General features: G+C 73.6%; 19 protein-coding genes. 5 read left to right on the top strand and 14 right to left on the bottom strand.

Annotated elements, in window-relative coordinates; translation table 11 throughout:
• From D0D15_RS07080 to D0D15_RS07055, 6 genes are all read right to left on the bottom strand, one after another.
• Positions 1-839 (bottom strand): TIGR04222 domain-containing membrane protein (locus D0D15_RS07080; RefSeq protein WP_244214938.1); only part of this gene is annotated, 839 nt, incomplete at its 3' end.
• Positions 817-1,530, bottom strand: coding sequence for a TIGR04222 domain-containing membrane protein (locus D0D15_RS07075; protein ID WP_094007221.1), 714 nt, complete (start codon positions 1,528-1,530; stop codon positions 817-819). The genes D0D15_RS07080 and D0D15_RS07075, both read right to left, overlap by 23 nt.
• Positions 1,531-1,548: 18 nt before the next feature.
• Positions 1,549-1,971, bottom strand: a complete 423-nt coding sequence (msrB, locus tag D0D15_RS07070) for a peptide-methionine (R)-S-oxide reductase MsrB (protein WP_094007222.1) — start codon at positions 1,969-1,971, stop codon at positions 1,549-1,551.
• A gap of 22 nt (positions 1,972-1,993) precedes the next feature.
• Positions 1,994-2,284: a hypothetical protein gene (locus D0D15_RS07065; protein ID WP_094007224.1), complete on the bottom strand. Its 291-nt coding sequence runs from the start codon at positions 2,282-2,284 to the stop codon at positions 1,994-1,996.
• A 15-nt stretch (positions 2,285-2,299) separates the two neighbouring features.
• Positions 2,300-3,841, bottom strand: coding sequence for a serine/threonine-protein kinase (locus D0D15_RS07060; protein ID WP_094007320.1), 1,542 nt, complete (start codon positions 3,839-3,841; stop codon positions 2,300-2,302).
• Positions 3,842-3,860: 19 nt separating this feature from the next.
• Positions 3,861-4,589, bottom strand: a complete 729-nt coding sequence (locus D0D15_RS07055) for a TVP38/TMEM64 family protein (protein ID WP_233157393.1) — start codon at positions 4,587-4,589, stop codon at positions 3,861-3,863.
• Positions 4,590-4,643: 54 nt separating this feature from the next.
• On the opposite strand from D0D15_RS07055, the gene ligD reads away from it, so the two are divergent.
• Both ligD and D0D15_RS07045 read left to right on the top strand, forming a co-directional pair.
• Positions 4,644-5,663 (top strand): non-homologous end-joining DNA ligase, encoded by a 1,020-nt coding sequence (ligD, locus tag D0D15_RS07050; protein ID WP_094007226.1) that lies wholly within the window; start codon positions 4,644-4,646, stop codon positions 5,661-5,663.
• Positions 5,664-5,806: 143 nt separating this feature from the next.
• Positions 5,807-6,820 (top strand): LLM class flavin-dependent oxidoreductase, encoded by a 1,014-nt coding sequence (locus D0D15_RS07045; protein WP_115944314.1) that lies wholly within the window; start codon positions 5,807-5,809, stop codon positions 6,818-6,820.
• Here the strand turns inward: D0D15_RS07045 and D0D15_RS07040 are convergent.
• The 5 genes from D0D15_RS07040 to D0D15_RS07020 all read right to left on the bottom strand — a co-directional run bounded on the left by D0D15_RS07040 (position 6,757) and on the right by D0D15_RS07020 (position 12,111).
• Positions 6,757-7,962, bottom strand: a complete 1,206-nt coding sequence (locus tag D0D15_RS07040) for a glycosyltransferase 87 family protein (protein ID WP_233157394.1) — start codon at positions 7,960-7,962, stop codon at positions 6,757-6,759. The two genes, D0D15_RS07045 and D0D15_RS07040, sit on opposite strands and share 64 nt — an antisense overlap.
• A 149-nt stretch (positions 7,963-8,111) precedes the next feature.
• Complete coding sequence (locus D0D15_RS07035; protein WP_208646167.1) at positions 8,112-9,629, bottom strand: alpha/beta hydrolase; 1,518 nt, start codon at positions 9,627-9,629, stop codon at positions 8,112-8,114.
• 83 nt (positions 9,630-9,712) lie between these two features.
• Entirely contained in the window at positions 9,713-10,273 is a 561-nt protein-coding gene (locus D0D15_RS07030; RefSeq protein WP_094007232.1) for a hypothetical protein, read from the bottom strand.
• Complete coding sequence (locus tag D0D15_RS07025) at positions 10,273-11,346, bottom strand: ATP-dependent DNA ligase (protein ID WP_094007233.1); 1,074 nt, start codon at positions 11,344-11,346, stop codon at positions 10,273-10,275. The genes D0D15_RS07030 and D0D15_RS07025 overlap by 1 nt, the downstream gene beginning before the upstream one ends.
• Positions 11,347-11,355: 9 nt before the next feature.
• Positions 11,356-12,111: a pyrimidine reductase family protein gene (locus D0D15_RS07020; protein ID WP_198958310.1), complete on the bottom strand. Its 756-nt coding sequence runs from the start codon at positions 12,109-12,111 to the stop codon at positions 11,356-11,358.
• A gap of 55 nt (positions 12,112-12,166) precedes the next feature.
• On the opposite strand from D0D15_RS07020, the gene zapE reads away from it, so the two are divergent.
• Positions 12,167-13,195 carry a cell division protein ZapE gene (gene zapE / locus D0D15_RS07015; RefSeq protein ID WP_115944312.1) on the top strand — a complete coding sequence of 343 codons (1,029 nt, stop codon included), beginning with the start codon at positions 12,167-12,169 and terminating at the stop codon, positions 13,193-13,195.
• Here the strand turns inward: zapE and D0D15_RS07010 are convergent.
• The 3 genes from D0D15_RS07010 to rocD all read right to left on the bottom strand — a co-directional run bounded on the left by D0D15_RS07010 (position 13,098) and on the right by rocD (position 16,711).
• The gene (locus D0D15_RS07010) at positions 13,098-13,733 is read right to left on the bottom strand and encodes a phosphatase PAP2 family protein (protein ID WP_094007236.1); all 636 of its coding nucleotides are present in this window, start codon (positions 13,731-13,733) and stop codon (positions 13,098-13,100) included. The two genes, zapE and D0D15_RS07010, sit on opposite strands and share 98 nt — an antisense overlap.
• A gap of 3 nt (positions 13,734-13,736) precedes the next feature.
• Positions 13,737-15,110: a DUF2252 domain-containing protein gene (locus D0D15_RS07005; protein ID WP_115944311.1), complete on the bottom strand. Its 1,374-nt coding sequence runs from the start codon at positions 15,108-15,110 to the stop codon at positions 13,737-13,739.
• Between the two features lie 395 nt (positions 15,111-15,505).
• Complete coding sequence (gene rocD / locus D0D15_RS06995) at positions 15,506-16,711, bottom strand: ornithine--oxo-acid transaminase (RefSeq protein ID WP_094007239.1); 1,206 nt, start codon at positions 16,709-16,711, stop codon at positions 15,506-15,508.
• 153 nt (positions 16,712-16,864) lie between these two features.
• On the opposite strand from rocD, the gene D0D15_RS06990 reads away from it, so the two are divergent.
• The gene (locus D0D15_RS06990) at positions 16,865-18,949 is read left to right on the top strand and encodes a S9 family peptidase (RefSeq protein WP_094007242.1); all 2,085 of its coding nucleotides are present in this window, start codon (positions 16,865-16,867) and stop codon (positions 18,947-18,949) included.
• Positions 18,946-19,896 (top strand): LLM class F420-dependent oxidoreductase, encoded by a 951-nt coding sequence (locus tag D0D15_RS06985; RefSeq protein WP_094007244.1) that lies wholly within the window; start codon positions 18,946-18,948, stop codon positions 19,894-19,896. The genes D0D15_RS06990 and D0D15_RS06985 overlap by 4 nt, the downstream gene beginning before the upstream one ends.
• The last annotated feature ends 150 nt before the right edge of the window (positions 19,897-20,046 follow it).

Raw genomic sequence — 20,046 nt, 5'->3', positions numbered from 1 at the left:
CCCCCACACGAACTGCTCCCGCACGAGCTGCTCGATCCGCAGCCGTAGCCGTACGAGCCGCTCGTCGCCGAGCCGGACCCCCAGCGGCGGCGCGGTTTCCGTGGCGGGGGCGGCGACAGCAGGGCCGTCGCGATGGCCGGGTCCGGGTACCGGCTCAGACCGCCCAGCGCCACCTCCTTCGCGGACCAGCCCGGGGTCACGCTCGCGGCGCGCAGCGCCGCCTCACCCGCCGTCGTCCGGGCAGGTCCGCGCGCCGGGCGGTCGGTGAGCGCCCAGAGGAGCCCGGCCGGCAGCACGGCGAGCACGAACGTGCCGTCCGGGAAGGTCACGAACGCGATGACCAGGACCGCGACGAGCAGGAGCATGGCCAGCCGCCGGTTGGCGCGCACCGGGCCCGGCTGGACCAGGAGCCCGTCGCCGGCGAGCCGGTCGCGCAGCCGGCCGGACTCGGCGTGGCCGCGCATCGCGGCACGCACGTCGTGCACGGTCCAGGTGCCGCGGCCGCCGTACACGCTGGCCCAGATCGCCGCGGCCAGGCCGCCGGCCGGGGGCCGGTCACCGGTGGTGGACAGCAGTCCGGTGCTGTTCACCCGGATCCGGCCGTTCGCGATCAGCTCGGCCAGCGCGGTGTCGGTCGCCCGCGCCGGACCGCCGGTCAGGAAGCCCAGCTCGACCGGCCCCGGCGGCTGGTGCGGTCCGCCGCCGCGCCGCTTCAGCAGCCACGGGCCGAGCGTGCGCACCACGACGGGAAGCACCGCCAGCACGGCGAAGACCGGGAGGAACGTGGACGCCGGCAGACCCCAGAACGCGGGCCCGTCACCGACCGAAAGGATCGCCACCCCAGCCACCTCCGAGTCCCCCACGGGCACGTTGGCGGTTCGACGACCGGTACGCGGCCGCGGTTCCCGGCTGCCGCGCAACCCGGCGCAGCAGGCGCGCCCCCGCGACCGTGCGCCGGGGCGGCGGCACGAGTTCGGCCAGCCCGAGGACGAGCACGCCGGCCAGCATCACCGGGATGGCCGCCATCGCGTAGCCGCCGGCGAACGTGCTGGCCACGACCCCGATCAGCAGGACCCGGGACGCGATCCGGATACCGGCGGCGTCACCGGGCGCCACCACCAGACCGCGGGCCACGAGGCCGTCGACGACCTGCTCGAACGGGGTGCCCGCCACCAAGTGGACGCGCAGGGTCCGCGCGGTCGCCAGGCCGCGCCAGAACGACACCGCCAGCATCACGGCGACGGCCAGCGGATCGGCCGGGGCCTGCTGGGTCGTCGTGGTCAGCCGTCCGGCGCCGTCCACGCGGATCCACCGGCGGGCGACCAGGCCCGCGAGCACCACGTCGACGGCGCGTTCCGGCCCGCCGGACAGCACGGCCAGCTCCACCGCGGTGACCGGTTCGGTGCCGATCCGGATCCGGCGGCACCGCAGCAGCACCGGGCCGAGCAGGCGCACCACCGGCGGCACCAGGATCAGCGCCGCGTAGAGCACCACCAGTTCCCGAGCGGACAGTCCCCAGAACGCCCCCATGCGCCCCGAGCGTAACCGCTACTCGGCGGGCACCAGCCGCAGGGAGATCGAGTTGATGCAGTACCGCTGGTCGGTGGGGGTGGGGTAGCCCTCGCCCTCGAAGAGGTGGCCCAGGTGGCTGTGGCAGGTCGCGCACAACACCTCGGTGCGCACCATGCCCAGCGACCGGTCCTCGCGCAGCAGCACGGCGTCGGAGGCGGCCGGGTCGAAGAACGACGGCCAGCCGCAGTGGCTTTCGAACTTGGTGTCGCTGCGGAACAGCTCCGCACCGCAGGCACGGCACTCGTAGACACCGGCGGTCCTGGTGTCGGTGTACTCGCCGGTGAACGGCCGCTCGGTGCCCGCCTGGCGCAGCACGGCGTACTCCTCGGGGGAGAGCTGCTCGCGCCACTCCTGGTCGGATTTGACCACCTTCGGGGTGGCTCCCACGACGGGTTCCATGCGAGGTTTCATATGCGTCAGGCTACTCGGCGAGCCACTGCACGGCCCGTACCACGATGTCCCAGGAGGCGACGATCACGCCCAGGACCAGCAGCACCACGATGGTCGCCGCGATCCACCAGCGCAGGCCGCCGGCCCGGGTGCTGGACTCGGCGAACTCGGCCACGTTGTGCAGGGTGCCCTCGACGGTGAACCCCGGCTCGCAGCGCTGCATCCGGTCCAGGTGCCGCGCGAACGCCTGGGCCTCCGGATCGTCGGGGTCGAGCCCGGCCAGGTCGTCGTCGAAGCGCGGGTTGTGGCCGCTTTCGGTCATACCGACCAGGGTAGGTCAGCCGATGCGGGTGTCGGCGTCGATGCGCATGCCCTGATCGGTGTTGACGACCCGCCACGAGATGCGGCCGACCCCCGCGATGGTCACGTACATGTCCGCCGAACCGTCGGAGTTGAGGCCCTTGTCCGCGAGGATCGAGTTGTAGCCCTGGATCTCGTGCTCGGACCAGTACTGCTGGAACGCCTGCTGGCTGCCGAACACCGCCTGCGCGGACGGCGTGAGCAGCGCCCACGCGGCGGCCGACCCCTTGCCGTCGAGATACCCCTTCACGACCTGCCCGGCCTGCCCGAAGTTCACCGAACCGGTGTTGGCCGTCTTGCCCAGGTCCGCCGGGGCGGCGCTGCTGGAGGTGCTGGACGGCGCCGACGTGGTGGACGTGGTGCCGCCGACGTTGGCCTGCGAGGTGCCGGCGTTCGGCTGGTCACCGCCGTTGAGCACGACCACCAGCACCAGGACGAGCACCGCGACCACGGCCACCGCGGACCCGGCCAGCACGCCCTTGCGCTTCAGCGGTGACGGCTTGGCCTGCTGGGGCGGCTTCGGTGGCGGGATGAACGCCGCCGTCGGGTTGCGCGGGCTGCGCTGCTGCGACAGGGCGGGCGGCGCCGCGGTGGCGGCGCCGGTGCGCTGCCACGGCGGCCGCTCGGCAGGCGCCGGGGCTTCGGCGGGCACGGCCGCGGGCCGCCGGCCGCCGTTGAACAGCGGCGGCGACACCAGCGTGCCCTTGGTGTCCTTCTCGCCGTTGGCGAGCGCGGCCAGCCGGTCGCGGGCCTCCAGCATGGTCGGCCGCTCCTCCGGCTCGACCCGCAGCAGGCTCATCAGCAGCGCGGTCGCCTTGCCGGCGCTGCGCGGCGGGATGACCTGCCCGTTCGCCGCCGTGTAGAGCAGGGCGAGCTGGTTGGAGCTGTTGCCGTAGGGCGGCTGGCCCTCCAGCGCGTGGTAGAGCGTCGCGCCGAGGGAGAAGACGTCGGAGGCCGGCGCCGGGTCCGAGCCGCGCGCCAGCTCGGGCGCGAGGTAGGCCGGGGTGCCGCCGATCAGGCCGGTCTGGGTGAGCGTGAGGTCGCCCGCCGCCCGCGAGATGCCGAAGTCGGTGATCTTCGCGGTGCCGTTCTCGTCGATCAGGATGTTCGCCGGCTTGATGTCCCGGTGCACGATCCCGGCGCGGTGCGCCACGACCAGCGCCGAGGCGACCTGGTGCCCGATGCGGGCGACCTCGGCCAGCGGCAGCGTGCCCTGCTCGGCGATCACCGCGGAGAGGCTGCGCGAGGGCAGGTACTCCATGACCAGGCACGGGTCGCCGCCGTGCTCGGCGATGTCGAACACCACGATGGCGTTCGGGTGCTGGAACCGTGCCGCGTTCTTCGCCTCGCGCATCGCTCGCTGGCGCATGCTGTTGCGCTCGGCCTCGGACATGCCCGGCTGGGCGAGGATCTGCTTCACCGCAACCGAACGCTCGAGGCGCTCGTCGACCGCGCGCCACACGACGCCCATGGCGCCGCTGCCGATGTGCTCAACGAGGCGATAGTGCCCTGCGATCAGCTGACCGGTGTCGATGGGACTACTCCTCGGAAACTCTCCGCATGTGCTGGCTTGGCTCAGCGCGAACGATCTCCTCGCGCACCGGGTCGAGTGTAGCGGGCTGCCTGATACGCCCGGCGTAAGCAGTCCCGCGGGCGATTCGCGCCAGGCCAACGGCACCCGCGAGCGCGAAGGCACCGTAGCAGGCCAGCAGCGCCGGCGGGGTGCTGCCGGTGAGCGCGTCGCCCAGCACCACCACCGCGATCGTGCCCGGCAGGCTGCCCAGCACGGTCCCGATCAGGTAAGGGCGGAACCGCACCGAGAGGATGCCGCAGCAATATCCCAGTGGCGCGAAGGGAACCACCGGGATCAGCCGCAGCGACGCGATCGCGACGACACCGCCGTCGGCGAGTCGTTCGTCGACCGCGCGCACCACTTTCCGTTCCAGGTGGCGGGACACGAGGTCGCGCCCGACCAGGCGGGCCAGGCCGAACCCGAGCGCGCCGGAGACCGCGGTCGCCGTGATGGCCACCACGATGCCGAGCGCGTCGCCGAGCAGCAGTCCCGCCGCGAGGTTGAAGACGGTGCGGGGGATGGGGGCGACGGTGAGCACCGCGTAGGCGGCCAGGAACACCAGTGCGGTCACCGCGCCCGCGCCGGCGGCCCAGTTGCGCAGTTCCGCCGGGCTGGGCACCGGAAGTGTGAACGCCGCCACCACCGCCCCGGCGAGCAGGACGAGCGCGACGATCATCTTCAGGCGGCGGGGCACGACGTCCACGGTAAGGCACGCGCGGAACCGGCCCGGCGGCGCTACGGTGATCCGGTGGCAGCACGCGGTGAGGCGGTCGAATACCAGGTGGGCGCGCGCACGGTGCGGGTGTCCAATCCGGACAAGGTGTACTTCCCGGAGCGCGGGATCACCAAGCGGCAGGTCGTGGAGTACTACCTCGCCGTCGCGGAGCCCTTGCTGCGGGCGGTGGGGGAGCGGCCGACGACGCTGAAACGGTTCCCGGACGGCGTTTCCGGTGAGCCGTTCTACGCCAAACGGGTACCTCGTGGAGCGCCCGAATGGGTGCAGACCGCGCGGATCACCTTCCCGTCCGGGCGGACCGCGGACGAGGTCTGTCCCACCGAGGCGGCGGTGTTCGCGTGGGCGGCCAACCTCGGCACGCTCGACTTCCACCCGTGGCCGGTCCGGCGGGCCGATGTGGACCATCCGGACGAACTGCGCATCGACGTGGATCCCCCGGACGGATCCGGGTTCGGCGACGCGGTCCGCGTGGCGCTGGTGGTGCGGGAGGTGCTGGCGGACGCCGGGCTGACCGGGTACCCGAAGACCTCCGGCGGGCGCGGCGTGCACGTGCTGGTGCGGATCCGGCCGGAGTGGGACTTCGTCGACGTGCGGCACGCGGTGATCGCGCTGGGTCGCGAGGTGGAGCGGCGCGTGCCCGATCTCGCCACGATCGCGTGGTGGAAGGAGGAGCGCGGCGGCCGCGTGTTCCTCGACTACAACCAGGCGGCGCGGGACCGGACGGTGGCGTCGTCGTGGTCGGTGCGCGGCACGCCCCGGGCCACGGTGTCCACGCCGCTGACGTGGGAGCAGCTGCCCGAGGCCGACCCGGACGACTTCGACGTGCTCACGGTGCCGGACTGGCTGGCCGAGCACGGCGACCCGCACGCCGCCATCGACGACCGGGCGTTCGGCCTGGAGACGGCGCTGGAGTGGTACGCCCGCGACGAGCGCGACCACGGCCTGGGCGAGATGCCGTACCCGCCGGATTATCCGAAGATGCCCGGCGAGCCGAAGCGCGTGCAGCCGAGCAAGGCGCGGCCGGGCACGTGAGGTGGCCGCGGGTGGCAGGTGTGCAGCGGATCGGTGCTCACCGGCCTCGCCCGGGCGATCTTCGTGCCGGTCCGGTCCGCTCCGAGTGACGCTGCTCGCGCCGGGACCGGAACACGTGGCGGGGCCGGCGTGTTGACCAAGGCGTGAAGCTGTCCGTGCTCGATCGGTCCCGTACCCGCGAAGGTGGCACCCACGCTCAGGCCCTGCGCGAGACCGTGGCGTTCGCGCGGGAGGCCGAGGAACTGGGCTACCACCGGTTCTGGGTGTCCGAGCACCACAGCGTGCCCGGGGTGGCCGGGTCCGCGCCCACCGTGCTCGCCGCCGCCGTCGCTGATGCCACCTCGCGCATCCGCGTCGGCACCGGTGGCGTGATGCTGCCCAACCACCAGCCGCTCGTCGTGGCGGAGCAGTTCGGTGTGCTGGAGGCTCTGCACCCGGGCCGGATCGACATGGGGCTGGGCCGCTCGGTCGGGTTCACCGGCGGCGTGCGGCGCGCGCTCGGCCACGACAAGGACGACGCCGACCGCTTCGGCGAGCAGGTCCGGCTGCTGCTCGGCTACCTCGACGGCACCCAGCGCGCGTTCCCCGGGGTGCACGCCTTCCCGGCCGAGGGGCAGCCGGTCCCGGCGTTCCTGCTGGCCACCGGGGCGGGCGCGGACCTGGCCGCCGAGCTGGGGCTGCCGCTGGTCATCGGCTCGGTGCGCGGCGAGGCACCCATGATCGAGGCGATCACCCGCTACCGCGACGGCTTCGTCCCGTCGTCCCGCTGCCCGATGCCGTACGTGATCGTCTCGGCGACGGTCGCGGTGGCCGGGACGCGCGCGGCCGCCGAGCGGCTGCTGGTGCCGGAGGCGTGGTCGTCGGCCTGGTCGCGCACGCACGGCGTGTTCCCGCCGCTGCGCCCGGCGGGGGAGATCCTGGCGACCCCGATGACCGACCGCGAACGACGCTACTTCGACGACGCCCGGCAGGGGCAGATCGCCGGCACCCCGGACGCGGCGGCCGCGGCCCTGGCCGGCCTGGTGGACCGCACCGGCGCCGACGAGGTCCTGGTGACCACGAGCACCTACGACCGCGCCGAGATGCTGGACTCCTACCGGCTGCTGGCGGAGGCGGTCGCCGTGGGCAGCGCCGCCGGGTCCTTCGGCGTCCGGTAGTACAGCGCGACCGCCACGAACACCGCGAACGTCAGCCACAGGTAGGCGTTCTGGAACAGCCACGTCAGCCCGGCCGGCTGGAAGCCCAGCACCGTGTCGGCCTCGAAGCCGATCAGCGGCAGCACCCCGCCGGAGGTGATGAGCGCGGCCCCGGCCAGCCCGATCCACCCCAGCACCGACCCGCGCAGCGCGACGTTCGCCAGGCAGATCAGCAGCATCGCCAGCCACACCCAGTGGTGCACCCAGCTGTAGGGCGACACGGCCGTCGTCGCCAGGCCGCACAGCGTCGCCGCCACCAGCTCCTCACCGCGGGCGGCCAGGCGGCGCGCCAGCAGCAGGCACACCACGGCGGTCGCGGCCGCGGCCAGCAGCCACACGAGTTGCATCCCGCCGGTCACCCCGGTCGCCCGCGCGAAGAACCCGCGCAGCGACTCGTTCGCCGGGTTCTCCGGCACGCCCACGCGTGTCGGGTCCATGAACGCACCGGACCAGAACGTCACCGAGTCGCGCCACAGGAACGCGAACCCGGCCGCCACGGTCACCACGAACGTGCCCGCGGCGACGATCGCCGCCCGGTAGCGGCGTGTCACCAGCAGGTACAGCACGAAGAACGCGGGTGTCAGCTTGATCCCGGCGGCGATGCCGATCAGCGCGCCCTTGACCTTCGACGAGTCCGGCAGCGCCAGGTCGAGCAGCACCAGCGTCATGAGCAGGATGTTGATCTGCCCGAACGCCATCGTCTCGCGCACCGGCTCGCACCACATCAGCAGCGCCGCGACCGCCAGGCTGACCAGCACCAAGCGCAGATCCCGCCGGAACCGCAGCAGCGACAGCGCCGCCCACACGCCGACGGCCAGCATCGCGTAGTCACCGAGCGCGCCCACCCACGTGAAGAGTTCACCCTTCAGTGGCGCCAGCGGCGTGAACAACAGCGCGGCGAACGGGGTGTAGACGAACTCCCAGTGCCCGCGGATGTTGCCCAGCAGCGGCGTGTCGTAGACGGACACGCCGCCGAGCACGCGCTCGCCCGCGATCCGGTAGACGCCCAGGTCGAGCAGGTGCAGCAGCGCGGGCAGGTGGGTCAGGACCTCTCTGACGTACCAGAACCCGGCGACCGCGCCCAGCACGAGGACGGGCCACACGGCGATCCAGGGAATCGGTCGTCGCGCGCTGTCCCGGGGCGCCGGCGTCACAGCCGGCGTCTCGACCGCGGAAGACGGCACAGTCACTCCCAGTACTCAGTGGTCCGGCGGATGGAGGACAAGCCTAAACGGGGGCCGCGCCGGGTCCCCTAAGCGGGGCAGAGGGTGCCGTCGGCCGGGACCTTGCCGTCGACGAGGAACGCGCGCACCGCTTCGGCCGCGCACGGCGAGCCGAGCGCCCCGTGCCCGGCGCCCTGCCACGCGACCCGCACCACGCTCGGGATCTGCTGCGCCGCGCGCACCGTGCCGGTCTCCGGGGTGACCGGGTCGGTCAGGGTGCTGGTGACCAGGATCGGCGGCAGCCCGGAGGTGCCCAGCGTGGGCAGCGGCTCGGTGCGCGCCGGCCACGGCAGGCACCACACGAGCCGCTGCGTCACCAGCCCGCCGAAGACGGGGTAGCGGCCGCGCAGCTCGGTGGTCAGCCCGGAGATCCGGTCGGCGGGCATCCGCTCGACCGTGTCGTTGCACTCGGTGGCGAGCGTGCCGTCCAGGCGGGACGGCGAGACGTCCGAGCCGTTGAGCATCGGTGCGACGAACCCGGCGAGTCCGCGGACGTCGCCCGCCCGGCCGGCGTCCAGAGCCCGGGCCAGCTCGGTCCAGCGGGTGCGGTCGGCGAGCCCGGTGACCACCGCCCGCAGCGCCGTGCCCGCGCCGACCTCGGCGCCGCCGGGCAGGACCTGCGGCGCCGCGCGCAACCGGTCCATCACGGCGTTCACTGTCACCGCCGCGTCCTGGCCGACCGCCCGGCCGTAGGCGTCGAGGGTGGCCTGCTGCGCGGCGGCCAGGTCGCCGAGCACGGTGACCGTGTCGCTGGAGGGGTCCGGGATGCCGTCCATCACGAACCGCCCGACCCGCTCCGGGAACCGGGCCGCGTAGGAGATCAGCACGTGCGAACCCTCGCCGTGCGCGAGCGCGTGCAGTTTCGGCACGCCCAGCTCGTCGCGGATCTCCTCGAGATCGCCCGCGGTGCGCCAGCTGTCGAACGCCTGCTGCGCGCCACCGAGGTCGATCGCGCACTGCTGCCCGGCCTTGCGGGCGGCGTCCAGCAGCGGTTCCAGGTCGTCGTCGGCCGGGTCCTGGTTGAGCAGCTGGCTGCGGGTGTCCTCGGGCACGCACGACAGCGGGTCCGACTCGCCGGTGCCGCGCCGGTCGACGCCGATCAGCGAGAACCGCTGTAACAGCGCGGGCGGCAGCGCCGAGGCGAGCCGCGCGGCGTGGAGGGTGCCGGGCTCGCCCGCGACGTCGTTGACCACGACCAGCGGAATCGCGCCGTTGCCCGCCTTGAGGACGGACACGCGGGTCTGCACGCGGCCCGGCAGGGCGGGGTCGTCCAGTGTGGACATCACGGTGCCGCAGCTGAACCGCAGGTAGCCGGGCGCTTCGGTGCCGAGCCGGCTGCGGGTCTGGGCGTCGCAGTCGGCCCAGTCCAGTGCGGGCGAGCGCGGTTCGGTCAGCGGCGGCAGCGGCACGTCCGTGGCGGAGCTGGCCGGCGCGGAGGACACCGGCTCGTCGTTCTCCACGACCGGCGGCCGTTTCGACGGCCCCGCCGTGCAGCCGGCGAGGAGGGCCGACAGCAGCACAGCGAGCACGAGACCACGGCGCGGCACGACGTTCCTCTTTCCCTGGGTGCGTGTTCGCCCCCGAGGTTCGCACGACGCCGGTGTGCCGGGGGTGAGCGGGGTCGGTGCGCTCAGACGCCGTGGACGGTGAACCCGCCCGTGCTGAACCCGCCGGAGCCCGCGGTCCCGGTTCCGCCGGGCCGGTAGTGGCCGGGCGCGGACGACCGCCGGGGAGCCGGCCGGGCCGGCTGCGTGGGCCCGCCGGGCAGCCGGTCCAGCGCCCGGCGGGCGGCGGCGACCACGTACGGGACGTCGGGCTCGCCCACCGCGCTCAGCAGCATCTCGCGCAGCTGGCGCTGGTCGTAGCGGGCGATGAGCCCGGGCCGGACGTCCACCAGCGCCAGGATGACCACCCACGGCAGATCCCGGCCGTCCCGGGCGTTGCGGTCCGCTTCGGCCGCCAGGACCGCCCGCATGGCGTGCCAGATCTTCTCCCGCCACAGCGGGCTGGTGTGCCACGCGCGCTCCAGCGTGGTGCGCGCCCGGTCGGCCGCCTCGTCGTTCCGGGCCTGGCACATCACCCGGACGAGCGTCTCCGGCGAGCGGCGGTGGCGGCGGCACAGGTGGGCCGTCGCGAGGACGGCCAGCCGTCCCGGGCTCCGCAGCGCGTGTCGTTCGATCCGGCCGGTCATCAGCGGGTCCGCTTGACCTCGCCGTGGAAGACCGCGTCCAGGTCGTAGCGGGCGACCTCCTCGAGCTGGGCGTAGGTGCACGAGTCCGGCTCGCGGTCGGGGCGCCAGCGGATGAACTGCGCGGTGTGCCGGAACCGGGACGGGTGCCCGCCCTCGGTGTGCTCGTAGGCGACCTCGACGACCCGCTCCGGCCGCAGCGGCACCCACGGCTGCTCGGTCGAGCGCCACCGCGTGACGCCGCCGGGCAGGCGCTGCCCCTCGACCGTGCCGTCCAGCCACGGGTGCCCGGCGCCGTCGGTGATCAGGCCGGCGAACTCCTCCGCCAGCTCCCTGCGCCGCTTCACCGGGAACGACCCCACCACACCCGGGTGGTGCAGCACGCCGTTGTCGTCGTAGAGCCCGAGCAGCAGCGATCCGACGGCCTCGCCGGGCGTGGAATCCTTGTGCCAGCGCAGCCCGGCCACCACGCAGTCGGCGGTGCGCGAATGCTTGTACTTGATCATGATCCGCTTGCCCGGCTCGTACCCGGCGTCCAGCGGTTTGCCGATCACCCCGTCCAGCCCGGCGCCCTCGAACAGCTCGAACCAGTGCCGCGCGGTGGCCGGGTCGGTGGTCGCCGGGGTGATGTTCAGGTCCTGCCCGGCGAGTTCCGCCAGGCGATCCCGCCGCGTGCTGGTCGGCTCGCCGAGGAACGCCTCGTCCCCCAGGGCGAGCAGGTCGAACGCGACGAACGTGGCCGGGGTCTGCTCGGCGAGCAGCCGGATGCGCGACTCGGCCGGGTGGATCCGCTCGGTGAGCGCGTCGAAGTCGAGGTGCCCCTCGCGGCCGACGACCAGTTCACCGTCCAGCACCACCCGGTCGGGCAGCAGCGGCGGCAGCTGCGCCAGGACCTCCGGGAAGTACCGGTTCAGCGGCTTCCCGGCCCGCGACTGCAGCGTCAGCTCGTCGCCGTCGCGGAAGACGAGGCAGCGGAAGCCGTCCCACTTGGGCTCGAACAGCAGCTCGTCGGAGTCCGGGATCGACTTCGCCGGTTTCGCCAGCATCGGCTGGATCGGCGGGGTCAGCGGCAGCATCTGCCCACCTTACGGGCGGCGGCGGTACCGCAGCATCGTGAAACCGTCTTCGACCAGGATCGATGCCAGGTCCATGTCGCGGGCCTCGGACGCCATCCGGCCGATCGCGATGCGGTCCGCGCCGCCGCCGGCCAGCAGCGGCGCGACCGTCAGGCACAGCTGGTCGACCAGGTCCTCGGCGACCAGCTCGCCGAACAGGTGCGGCCCGCCCTCGCAGTTGATGCGCATCAGCCCACGCTCGGCGAGCTGGTCGAGCGCGCTCCGCAGGTCGATGGTCTCCACGCCGGCGATGAGGAGGTCCGCGCCCGCGTCCGCGAGGGCGCGCCGCCGGTCCGCGGGGGCGTGCTCGGTGGTGATGATGATCGGCGGCACCGTGGTGTCGGTGAACAGCGGCGCCGACGGGTCGAGCCGGGCGCTGCCGGTGACCACCGCGATCGGCGGGACCTCGGCCAGCCCGAGCCGGGCCCGGCGCTCGCGGCGTTCCGGGCTGGTGCGGGCGCCGCGGTAGTTCTCCGCGCGGACGGTGCCGGCGCCGGCCAGCACGACGTCGGCCAGCAGGCGGCCGTGGAAGAAGATCCGCTTGTCCGCCGGGCCGGACAGGCCCTCGGACCGGCCCTCCAGGGTCGAGGCGCCGTCGGCGGAGGCGGTGAAGTTGGCCTGCACGAACGGCCGGTCCAGGTCCGCCGGGTAGCCGTAGATCCGGTCCAGGTCGTCGTCGGTCACGTCGTCGAGGGGGTCGGGCCACAGGCTGCGCACGATCTCCATCACATCACGCCGCCGCCGTCAGGGCAGGCGGAGCCGCCACCGTTAGCCTTGACGAATGCCCGCGCACCTCACCGACCGGCAGCCCGAGCTGGGAGCGGACGAGCTGATCGCCGCCCTGGTGCCGCCGCCGCGCTTCGACGCCGTGCGGTTCGCCACGTACGTGCCGAACCCGGACGAGCCGAGCCAGGCCCAGGCGGTCGAGTCGTGCTCGGCGTTCGCGGCGCGCATCGAAAAGGCGGCGCCCAGGAAGTCGAGGCTGCGGTCGCTGTTCGGCGGCGGGTCCGCGCCCGCGCCCGGCACGCAGGGCCTCTACCTGGACGGCGGGTTCGGCGTCGGCAAGACCCACCTGCTCGCCTCGACCTGGCACGACGCGCCCTCGCCCAAGGCCTACGGCACGTTCGTCGAACTGACCCATCTGGTCGGCGCGCTCGGCTTCGGCGAGGCGGTGCGGCGGCTGTCCGAGCACCGGCTGCTCGCCATCGACGAGTTCGAGCTGGACGACCCGGGCGACACGATGCTGGTCACCCGCCTGTTGCGGGAACTGACCGACGCCGGCGTGTACGTCGCGGCGACCTCGAACACGCTGCCGGACAAGCTCGGCGAGGGCCGGTTCGCGGCCGAGGACTTCCTGCGCGAGATCCAGTCGCTGTCGTCGCGGTTCTCCGTGGTGCGGGTGGACGGGCCGGACTACCGGCACCGCGGCCTGCCCGAGGCGCCGCCGCCGGTGGACGAGGAGACCCTGCTCGCGTCGGCGGACAGCCGGGAGGGCTCGACGCTCGACGACTTCGACGCGTTGTGCGCGCACCTGGCGAAGCTGCACCCGTCCCGCTACGGCCGTCTCGTCGACGGCGTGTCGGTGGTGCACATCCGCGGGGTGCGGCCGGCGCCGGACCAGAACGTCGCGCTGCGGCTGGTCGCCTTCGCCGACCGGCTCTACGACCGGGCCGTCCCGGTGGTCGTCTCCGGTGAGTCGCTGGCGGCGCTGTTCACCGAGGAGATGCTGCAGGGGGGCTACCGGAAGAAGTACCTGCGGGCGGTGAGCCGGCTGACCGCGCTGGCGCGAGACGCCGCGTCGGTGAGCTGAGCGCGAGCACCACGGCGACGGCGAAGCACGCGCCGCCCAGCACGTCGGTGGGGTAGTGGTAGCCCAGGCCGACGAGCCCGATGCCGGCGATCACCAGGACCACCGCGCTCACTGCGACGGTGACGGCTTTCGCCGTCCCGGGCCGGGCGAGCAGCACCAGCACGGTGAGCGTGGCGACCATGCTGACCGTGTGCCCGCTCGGGTAGGCGAGGTAGTCGGTCTTCATCCGGTCGAACAGCGGCTTGAGCACCCAGGTGTTGAGCGCGACCGGCACCGCGACCCCGAGCACCGCCAATGCCACGCCGTCCCAGCGGCGGCCCAGCGCGCAGGCGAGCACCACGATCGCCAGCAGCGGCAGCAGCACGACCGGTTCGGTGGGCAGCACGAACAACCGCAGCAGCGCGGGCTGCCCGCCGACCGCGTCGCCGATCCACGCGGTGATCGTCGCGTCGGGCCCGCTCGCCGTGGTGTCCCCGGCGAACGGGACGCCGATCGCCACCGCGGCCAGCAGGCAGACCGCCGCGAGGCCCCACCTCACGCGTCAGTCCGTGATCGCCGGGAACCGGCCGTTCTTGACCGCCGTGACCAGTTCGGCGTGGTCGGCCTCGGTCTGGTCGGCGTACCGGACGGCGTAGCGGCCGATCGCCTCGTCGAGCTGGTCGTCACCGTCGAAGTATCCCGCCAGCAGCCGCGGGTGGACCGAGCGGATGTGGGCGCGGGCGAGCAGCGCGCCGGCGAGGCGGCCGTAGTCGTCGAGGTCCTTGCCGCCCAGCTCGGTGGGTTCGATCTCGCCCTTGTAGTTGCGGAACTGGCGCACGATGAACGGCCTGCCCGCGACGGTGGTCCAGCCGAGCAGGATGTCGGTCTCGGCCTGCACCAGGCGGGCGCCGTGCACGATCCGCTGTCCCTCGTGCTCGGTGCGGTGCTCCGGCAGGTACGGCGTGAGCGCGGACGGCCGGGCCTCCTTGACCTGCAGCACCAGGTCCTCGTCGGTGTTGCCGTGCAGCAGCACGAGGTAGCTGCGCAGCCCGACGCTGCCGGTGCCGACCACGCGGAAGGCGACGTCGGCGATGCGGTAGCGGGCGATCAGGTTGCGCCGCGACTCCCGCAGCGTGTGCACATAGGACACCAGCCCGTCCGCGACGGCGTCCGCGGTGGCCTCGTCGACGTGCCGCAGCACGGGCGGGTCCTCGACGAACCGGTGGCGGCTCAGGCCGGTGGTGTGGTCGTCGATGCGCTCGGTCCACTCGGCGGAGACGCGGGCGCTGGTGTTGCGGCGGGCCTTTTCGGTGGCCTCGCTGAACTCGTCGGCGAGGTCGTGGGCCTTCACTTTGGACAGTGCGTCCGCGTCGCCGAGCGCGTTCCACGACCGCAGGAACGACGCCTCGCCGAGCTGGCGCACCACGCGCCGGTAGGACTTGACCGCGTCCTCGGCCGCGTCCCGGCAGTCCTCTTCGGACACGCCACCCTCGCGCCCGGCGAGGACCAGGCTCGCGGCGAGGCGTTTGAGGTCCCACTCCCACGGGCCGCGGATGGTCTCGTCGAAGTCGTTGATGTCCATGACGATCTGCCCGTCCGGTGTGCCGTACAGGCCGAAGTTCGCGGCGTGCGCGTCACCGCAGATCTGGGCGGACAGGCCGCTGTGCGGGGTGCCGGCCAGGTCGCCGACCGGCAGCCCGGCCGCGCCCCGGAAGAACGCGAACGGGGAGGCGATCATGCGCCCGATCCGCAGGGGGATCAGCTCGCCGAGCCGCCCTTCGTTGCTGCGCTCGACGAACTCGGCGACGCCCGGCCGGTGCTCCCCCGCGGCGGCGTGGTCGTGCGCGGTCGGCGGGGTGCGCTCACCCAGCTCCCGGCCCCGCGCGTGCAGCTCCTCCGGATCGCTCGCCTCGCCCGGCACCAGTGCCCGTTCCATCCCCTGCTCCCTCCGTTGCCTGCCCAACGTACGGGAGGGACGGAGGGTTTCAACCGCGGCACGCGAGTCCCACGCTCTCGCGCGCGAGTCCCACGCTCCCGCGCGCGAGTTCCACGTTCGCGCCCGCGGTGGCCGTGCTCGCGACGGCGAGTGCCACGTTCGCGACGGCGAGTGCCACGTTCGCGGCGGCGAGTTCCACGCTCCCGCGCGCGAGTCCCGCGCTCCCGCGCGCGAGTCCCGCGCTCCCGCGCGCGAGTCCCACGCTCCCGCGCGCGAGTCCCACGCTCCCGCGCGCGAGTCCCGCGCTCCCGCGCGCGAGTCCCGCGCTCCCGCGCGTGAGTTCCGCGCCCGCTGCGCCGAGTGCCACTTCGCGGCGGCGGGGTCCACGGCGGCGGTCAGCGGCCCAGGACCTCCGCCAGGATGTCCAGCCCCCGATCCAAATCGGCCTCCGTGATCGTCAGCGGTGGGGCCAGCCGCAGCGTCGCGCCGTGGGTCTCCTTCGCCAGCAGGCCCTTTGTAGCCAGGGCCTCGCACGCCTCGCGGCCCGACAACCCGCCCGGCGTGATGTCGATGCCCGCCCACAGGCCGCGTCCGCGCACCTCCGCCAGCCCGTGCCCGACCAGCTCACCGAGGCGCGTGTGCATGCGCGCCCCCAGCTCCGTGGACCGCCGCTGGAACTCGCCGGCGGACAGCAGCCCGATCACCGCCCGGCCGACCGCGCACGCCAGCGGGTTGCCGCCGAACGTCGAACCGTGCTCGCCCGGCTTGAGGACGCCCAGCACGTCGGCCCGGCCGACCACCGCGGACAGCGGCAGGATCCCGCCGCCCAGCGCCTTGCCCAGCGTGTACAGGTCGGCGCGCACCCCGGTGTGCTCCAGCGCCAGCAGCGTCCCGGTGCGGGCCAGTCCGGACTGGATCTCGTCGGCGATCAGCAGCGCCCCGGCCTCGTCGCACAGCCGGCGCGCCTCGGCCAGGTACCCCTCCGGCGGCACCAGCACCCCGGCCTCGCCCTGGATCGGCTCCAGCAGGACCGCCGCGGTGCGCTCGGTGATCGCGTCGCGCAGCGCCGCCGCGTCGCCGTACTTCACCACCGTGAACCCCGGCGTGTACGGGCCGAACCCGGCGCGCGCGGACTCGTCGGTGGAGAACGAGATGATCGTGGTGGTGCGGCCGTGGAAGTTCGACCCGGCGACCACGATTTCGGCCCGCCCGTCCGGCACGCCCTTCACCTCGTAGGCCCACTTCCGGGCGACCTTCAGCGCGGATTCCACCGCTTCGGCGCCGGAGTTCATCGGCAGCACCATCTCGGTGCCGGTCAGCTCGGCCAGCTCGCGGCAGAACGCGCCCAGCTGGTCGTGGTGGAACGCGCGCGAGGTCAGCGTGACCCGCGCCAGCTGCTCCTGCGCGGCGGCGATCAGCGCGGGGTGCCGGTGCCCGAAGTTCAGCGCCGAGTAGGCGGACAGGAAATCGAGGTACCGGCGGCCCTCGACGTCGGTCACCCAGGCGCCCTCGGCCTCGGCGATCACGACGGGCAGCGGGTGGTAGTTGTGCGTGCTCCAGCGCTCGTCGAGCGCGATGAACTCGGCCGCGGAGGTCGTCATGACATCAGGCTAAGGGCAGTTCAGGCTGGGAATCATCCGTCGATCGTTGTTTCGGCGGACTGATCGTTGCGCAGTTCCGCCGCCAGGTGGCAATTCGTTGTTCCCCCGTGCACGGGTCGCCAAGAGCGGTGCCGGTTTGACAGAGTGCGAGGCGTGACCGACGAGCTCTCCTTCCTTCGCCAGCAGGCCCGCACCCAGCGCTTCACCCTCGGCACCCCACGCGAGTTCCGCGTCGCGCCCGACGGGGCCCGGCTGCTGTTCCTGCGTTCGGAGTCCGGCACCGACCGGCGCAACAGCCTGTGGGAATTCGACCTCGCCACCGGGACCGAAACCAAGGTCGTGGACGCCGCGGAGCTGCTGCCCGGCGAGGAGGAGCTGCCACCGGAGGAGCGGGCGCGCCGCGAGCGCATGCGGGAGAGCGCGGGCGGCGTGGTCGGCTACGCCGTCGACGACGAGTTCCGCCTGGCCGCGTTCTCCCTGTCCGGCAAGCTCTACACCGTCGACCTGGCCAGCCGTGAGGTGTCCGAGCTGGTCGACACCTCGGTCGTCGACCCGCGGCCGAACCCGCCCGGCACCCACGTCGCCTACGTCCGGGACCGCCAGCTGCGCATCATCGACCTCGCCACACGCGAGGACACGGTGCTCGCCGGTGAGGACGGCGAGGACATCGCCTGGGGCCTGGCCGAGTTCATCGCCGCCGAGGAACTGGGCCGCGCCCGCGGCTACTGGTGGTCGCCCGACGGGCAGAGCCTGCTCGTCGAGCGCACCGACCGCACCGGCGTGCCCCGCTGGACCATCTCCGACCCGGCCCACCCCGAGTCCGGTGCGAACACCGTCGCCTACCCGGCCGCCGGCACCACGAACGTCGACGTCTCGCTGTCCTTCTGCGGTCTCGACGGCACCCGGGTCGACGTCGAGCGCGGCGACTGGGAGTACCTCGTCGCGGTGCACTGGACGGCCGCTGGCCCGCCGCTGCTCGCCGTGCAGCCCCGGGACCAGCGGGAACTCGCGATCTACGCGGTGGACCCGGCCGACGGCTCCACCAAGCTGCTGCACACCGAAACCGATCCGCACTGGGTCGAGATCGTGCCGGGCGTGCCGGCCTGGACCGCCGACGGGCGGCTGGTGCACGTCAGCGCCGCCGACGGCAGCTACCGGCTGGTGATCGACGGCGACCCGGTCACCGGGCCCGGCCTGCAGGTCCGCTCCGTGCTGCACGTCGGCGCGGAGGTCCTGTTCAGCGCTTCGGCCGAGGACCCCACGCAGATCCACGTCTACCGCACCGGGCCGGACGGCGTGACCCGGCTGTCCGGCACCGACGGCGTGCACGTCGGCGCCGGCACCGCGGAGATCACCGTCTTGTCGTCGTGGAGCCTGCGCCGCAGCGGCCCCGAGGTCAGCGTGCTGCGCGACGGCCGCCCGCTGGCCAACGTCGAGTCCTACCCGGTCGACCCGGGCCTCGAACCCGACCCGGAGTGGCTCACCGTCGGCGAGCGCGGCCTGCGTGCCGCGCTGCTCCTGCCCACCGGCTACCGGCCCGAGGACGGCAAGCTGCCCGTCCTGCTCGACCCCTACGGCGGCCCGCACGCGCAGCGCGTCCTGCAGAGCCGCAACGCCTTCCTCACCTCGCAGTGGCTGGCCGACCAGGGCTTCGCGGTCCTGGTCGCGGACGGCCGCGGCACCCCGGGCCGCGGTCCGGCGTGGGAGAAGGAGATCGTGCGCGAGCTGGCCGAGGTGACGCTCACCGACCAGGTGGACGCGCTGCACGCGGTGGCCGCCGACCACCCCGAGCTGGACCTGTCCCGGGTGGCGATCCGCGGCTGGTCCTACGGCGGGTACCTGTCCGCGCTGGCCGTGCTGCGCCGCCCGGACGTCTTCCACGCGGCGGTCGCGGGGGCCCCGGTCACCGACTGGTCCCTCTACGACACCCACTACACCGAGCGCTACCTCGGCGTGCCGGACGAGGAGCCGGAGTCCTACGAGCGCAACTCGCTGATCGCCAGTGCGCCGGAGCTGCGGCGCGCGCTGCTGATCGTGCACGGCCTGGCCGACGACAACGTGTTCGTCGCGCACGCGCTGCGGCTGTCCTCGGCGCTGCTGGCCGCGGGCCGCCCGCACGTGTTCCTGCCGCTGGTCGGCGCGACCCACATGACCCCGCAGGCCGAAGAGGTCGCGGAGAACCTGATGAAGGTACAGGTGGACTGGATCAACCGAGAGCTGGAGGCTGCTGCGCGATGAAGCGCTGGGGAATCACGATTCCGCTGACCGGGGTGCCGCTGATCGCGCACCGTGAGCTGATCGAGCGGCTGCCCGCGCTCGGCTACACCGACGCGTGGTCGGCCGAGACCGCCGGGACGGACGCGTTCTCGCCGCTGCTGCTGGCTTCACAGTGGGCGCCGGAGCTGCGGCTGGGCACCGCGATCGTGCCGGTCTACACGCGCGGTCCCGGCCTGCTGGCGATGTCCGCGGCGACCCTGGCCGAGGCCGCGCCCGGCCGGTTCGTGCTCGGCATCGGCGCGTCCTCACCGGTGATCGTGCAGGGCTGGAACGCCGCCGCGTTCGACAAGCCGTTCGCCCGCACCCGCGACACCCTGCGGTTCCTGCGTGCGGCCCTGGCGGGGGAGAAGGTGACCGCGGAATACGAGACGTTCTCGGTCAGCAAGTTCCGGCTGGAACGCGCGCCGGAACCGGCTCCGCCGATCATGCTCGCCGCCTTGCGGCCGGGCATGCTCAAACTGGCCGCCAAGGAAGCCGACGGCGCGATCACGAACTGGCTCTCGCCCGCCGACGTCCGGCAGGTGCGCGCCGAGGTCGGGCCGGACACCGAGCTGGCGGCCCGGATCTTCGTCTGCCCGACCACCGACCGCGACGCCGCGCGTGGCCTGGGCCGGATGCTGATCAGCAGCTACCTCACGGTGCCGGTGTACGCGGCGTTCCACGACTGGCTCGGCCGCGGCGAGGCGCTCGCGCCGATGCACGAGGCGTGGCGGGCCGGCGATCGCAAACGGGCGAACGAGGTGATTCCGGACGAGGTGGTCGACGACCTGATCGTGCACGGCAGCCCGGAGGAGTGCCGCGCGAAGATCCAGTCCTATGTGGACAACGGGCTGACCACGCCGGTGATCGCGCTGCTGCCCACCGGCGAGGACCCGGTGCGGCAGGTGGAGGCGCTGGCACCCCGGTGACCCGGCACACGCCGCTGTGACCCCTTTGGCGGCATGACTTGCGCTCCCCGGGCGGGCACTTTGGGAGGAACGTGCCCGCCGGGGGTGTGCCCGCGGCGCACGGTGTCCGTATCGTGGCTTAGCGTAGGCATACCTAAGGAGCGGTGAGTG

Source organism: Amycolatopsis thermalba, from assembly GCF_003385215.1.
Taxonomy (GTDB): Bacteria; Actinomycetota; Actinomycetes; order Mycobacteriales; family Pseudonocardiaceae; genus Amycolatopsis_E; species Amycolatopsis_E thermalba.
Note: the sequence above shows the minus strand (reverse complement) of the source record. Positions and strands in the feature narration are given on the sequence as shown.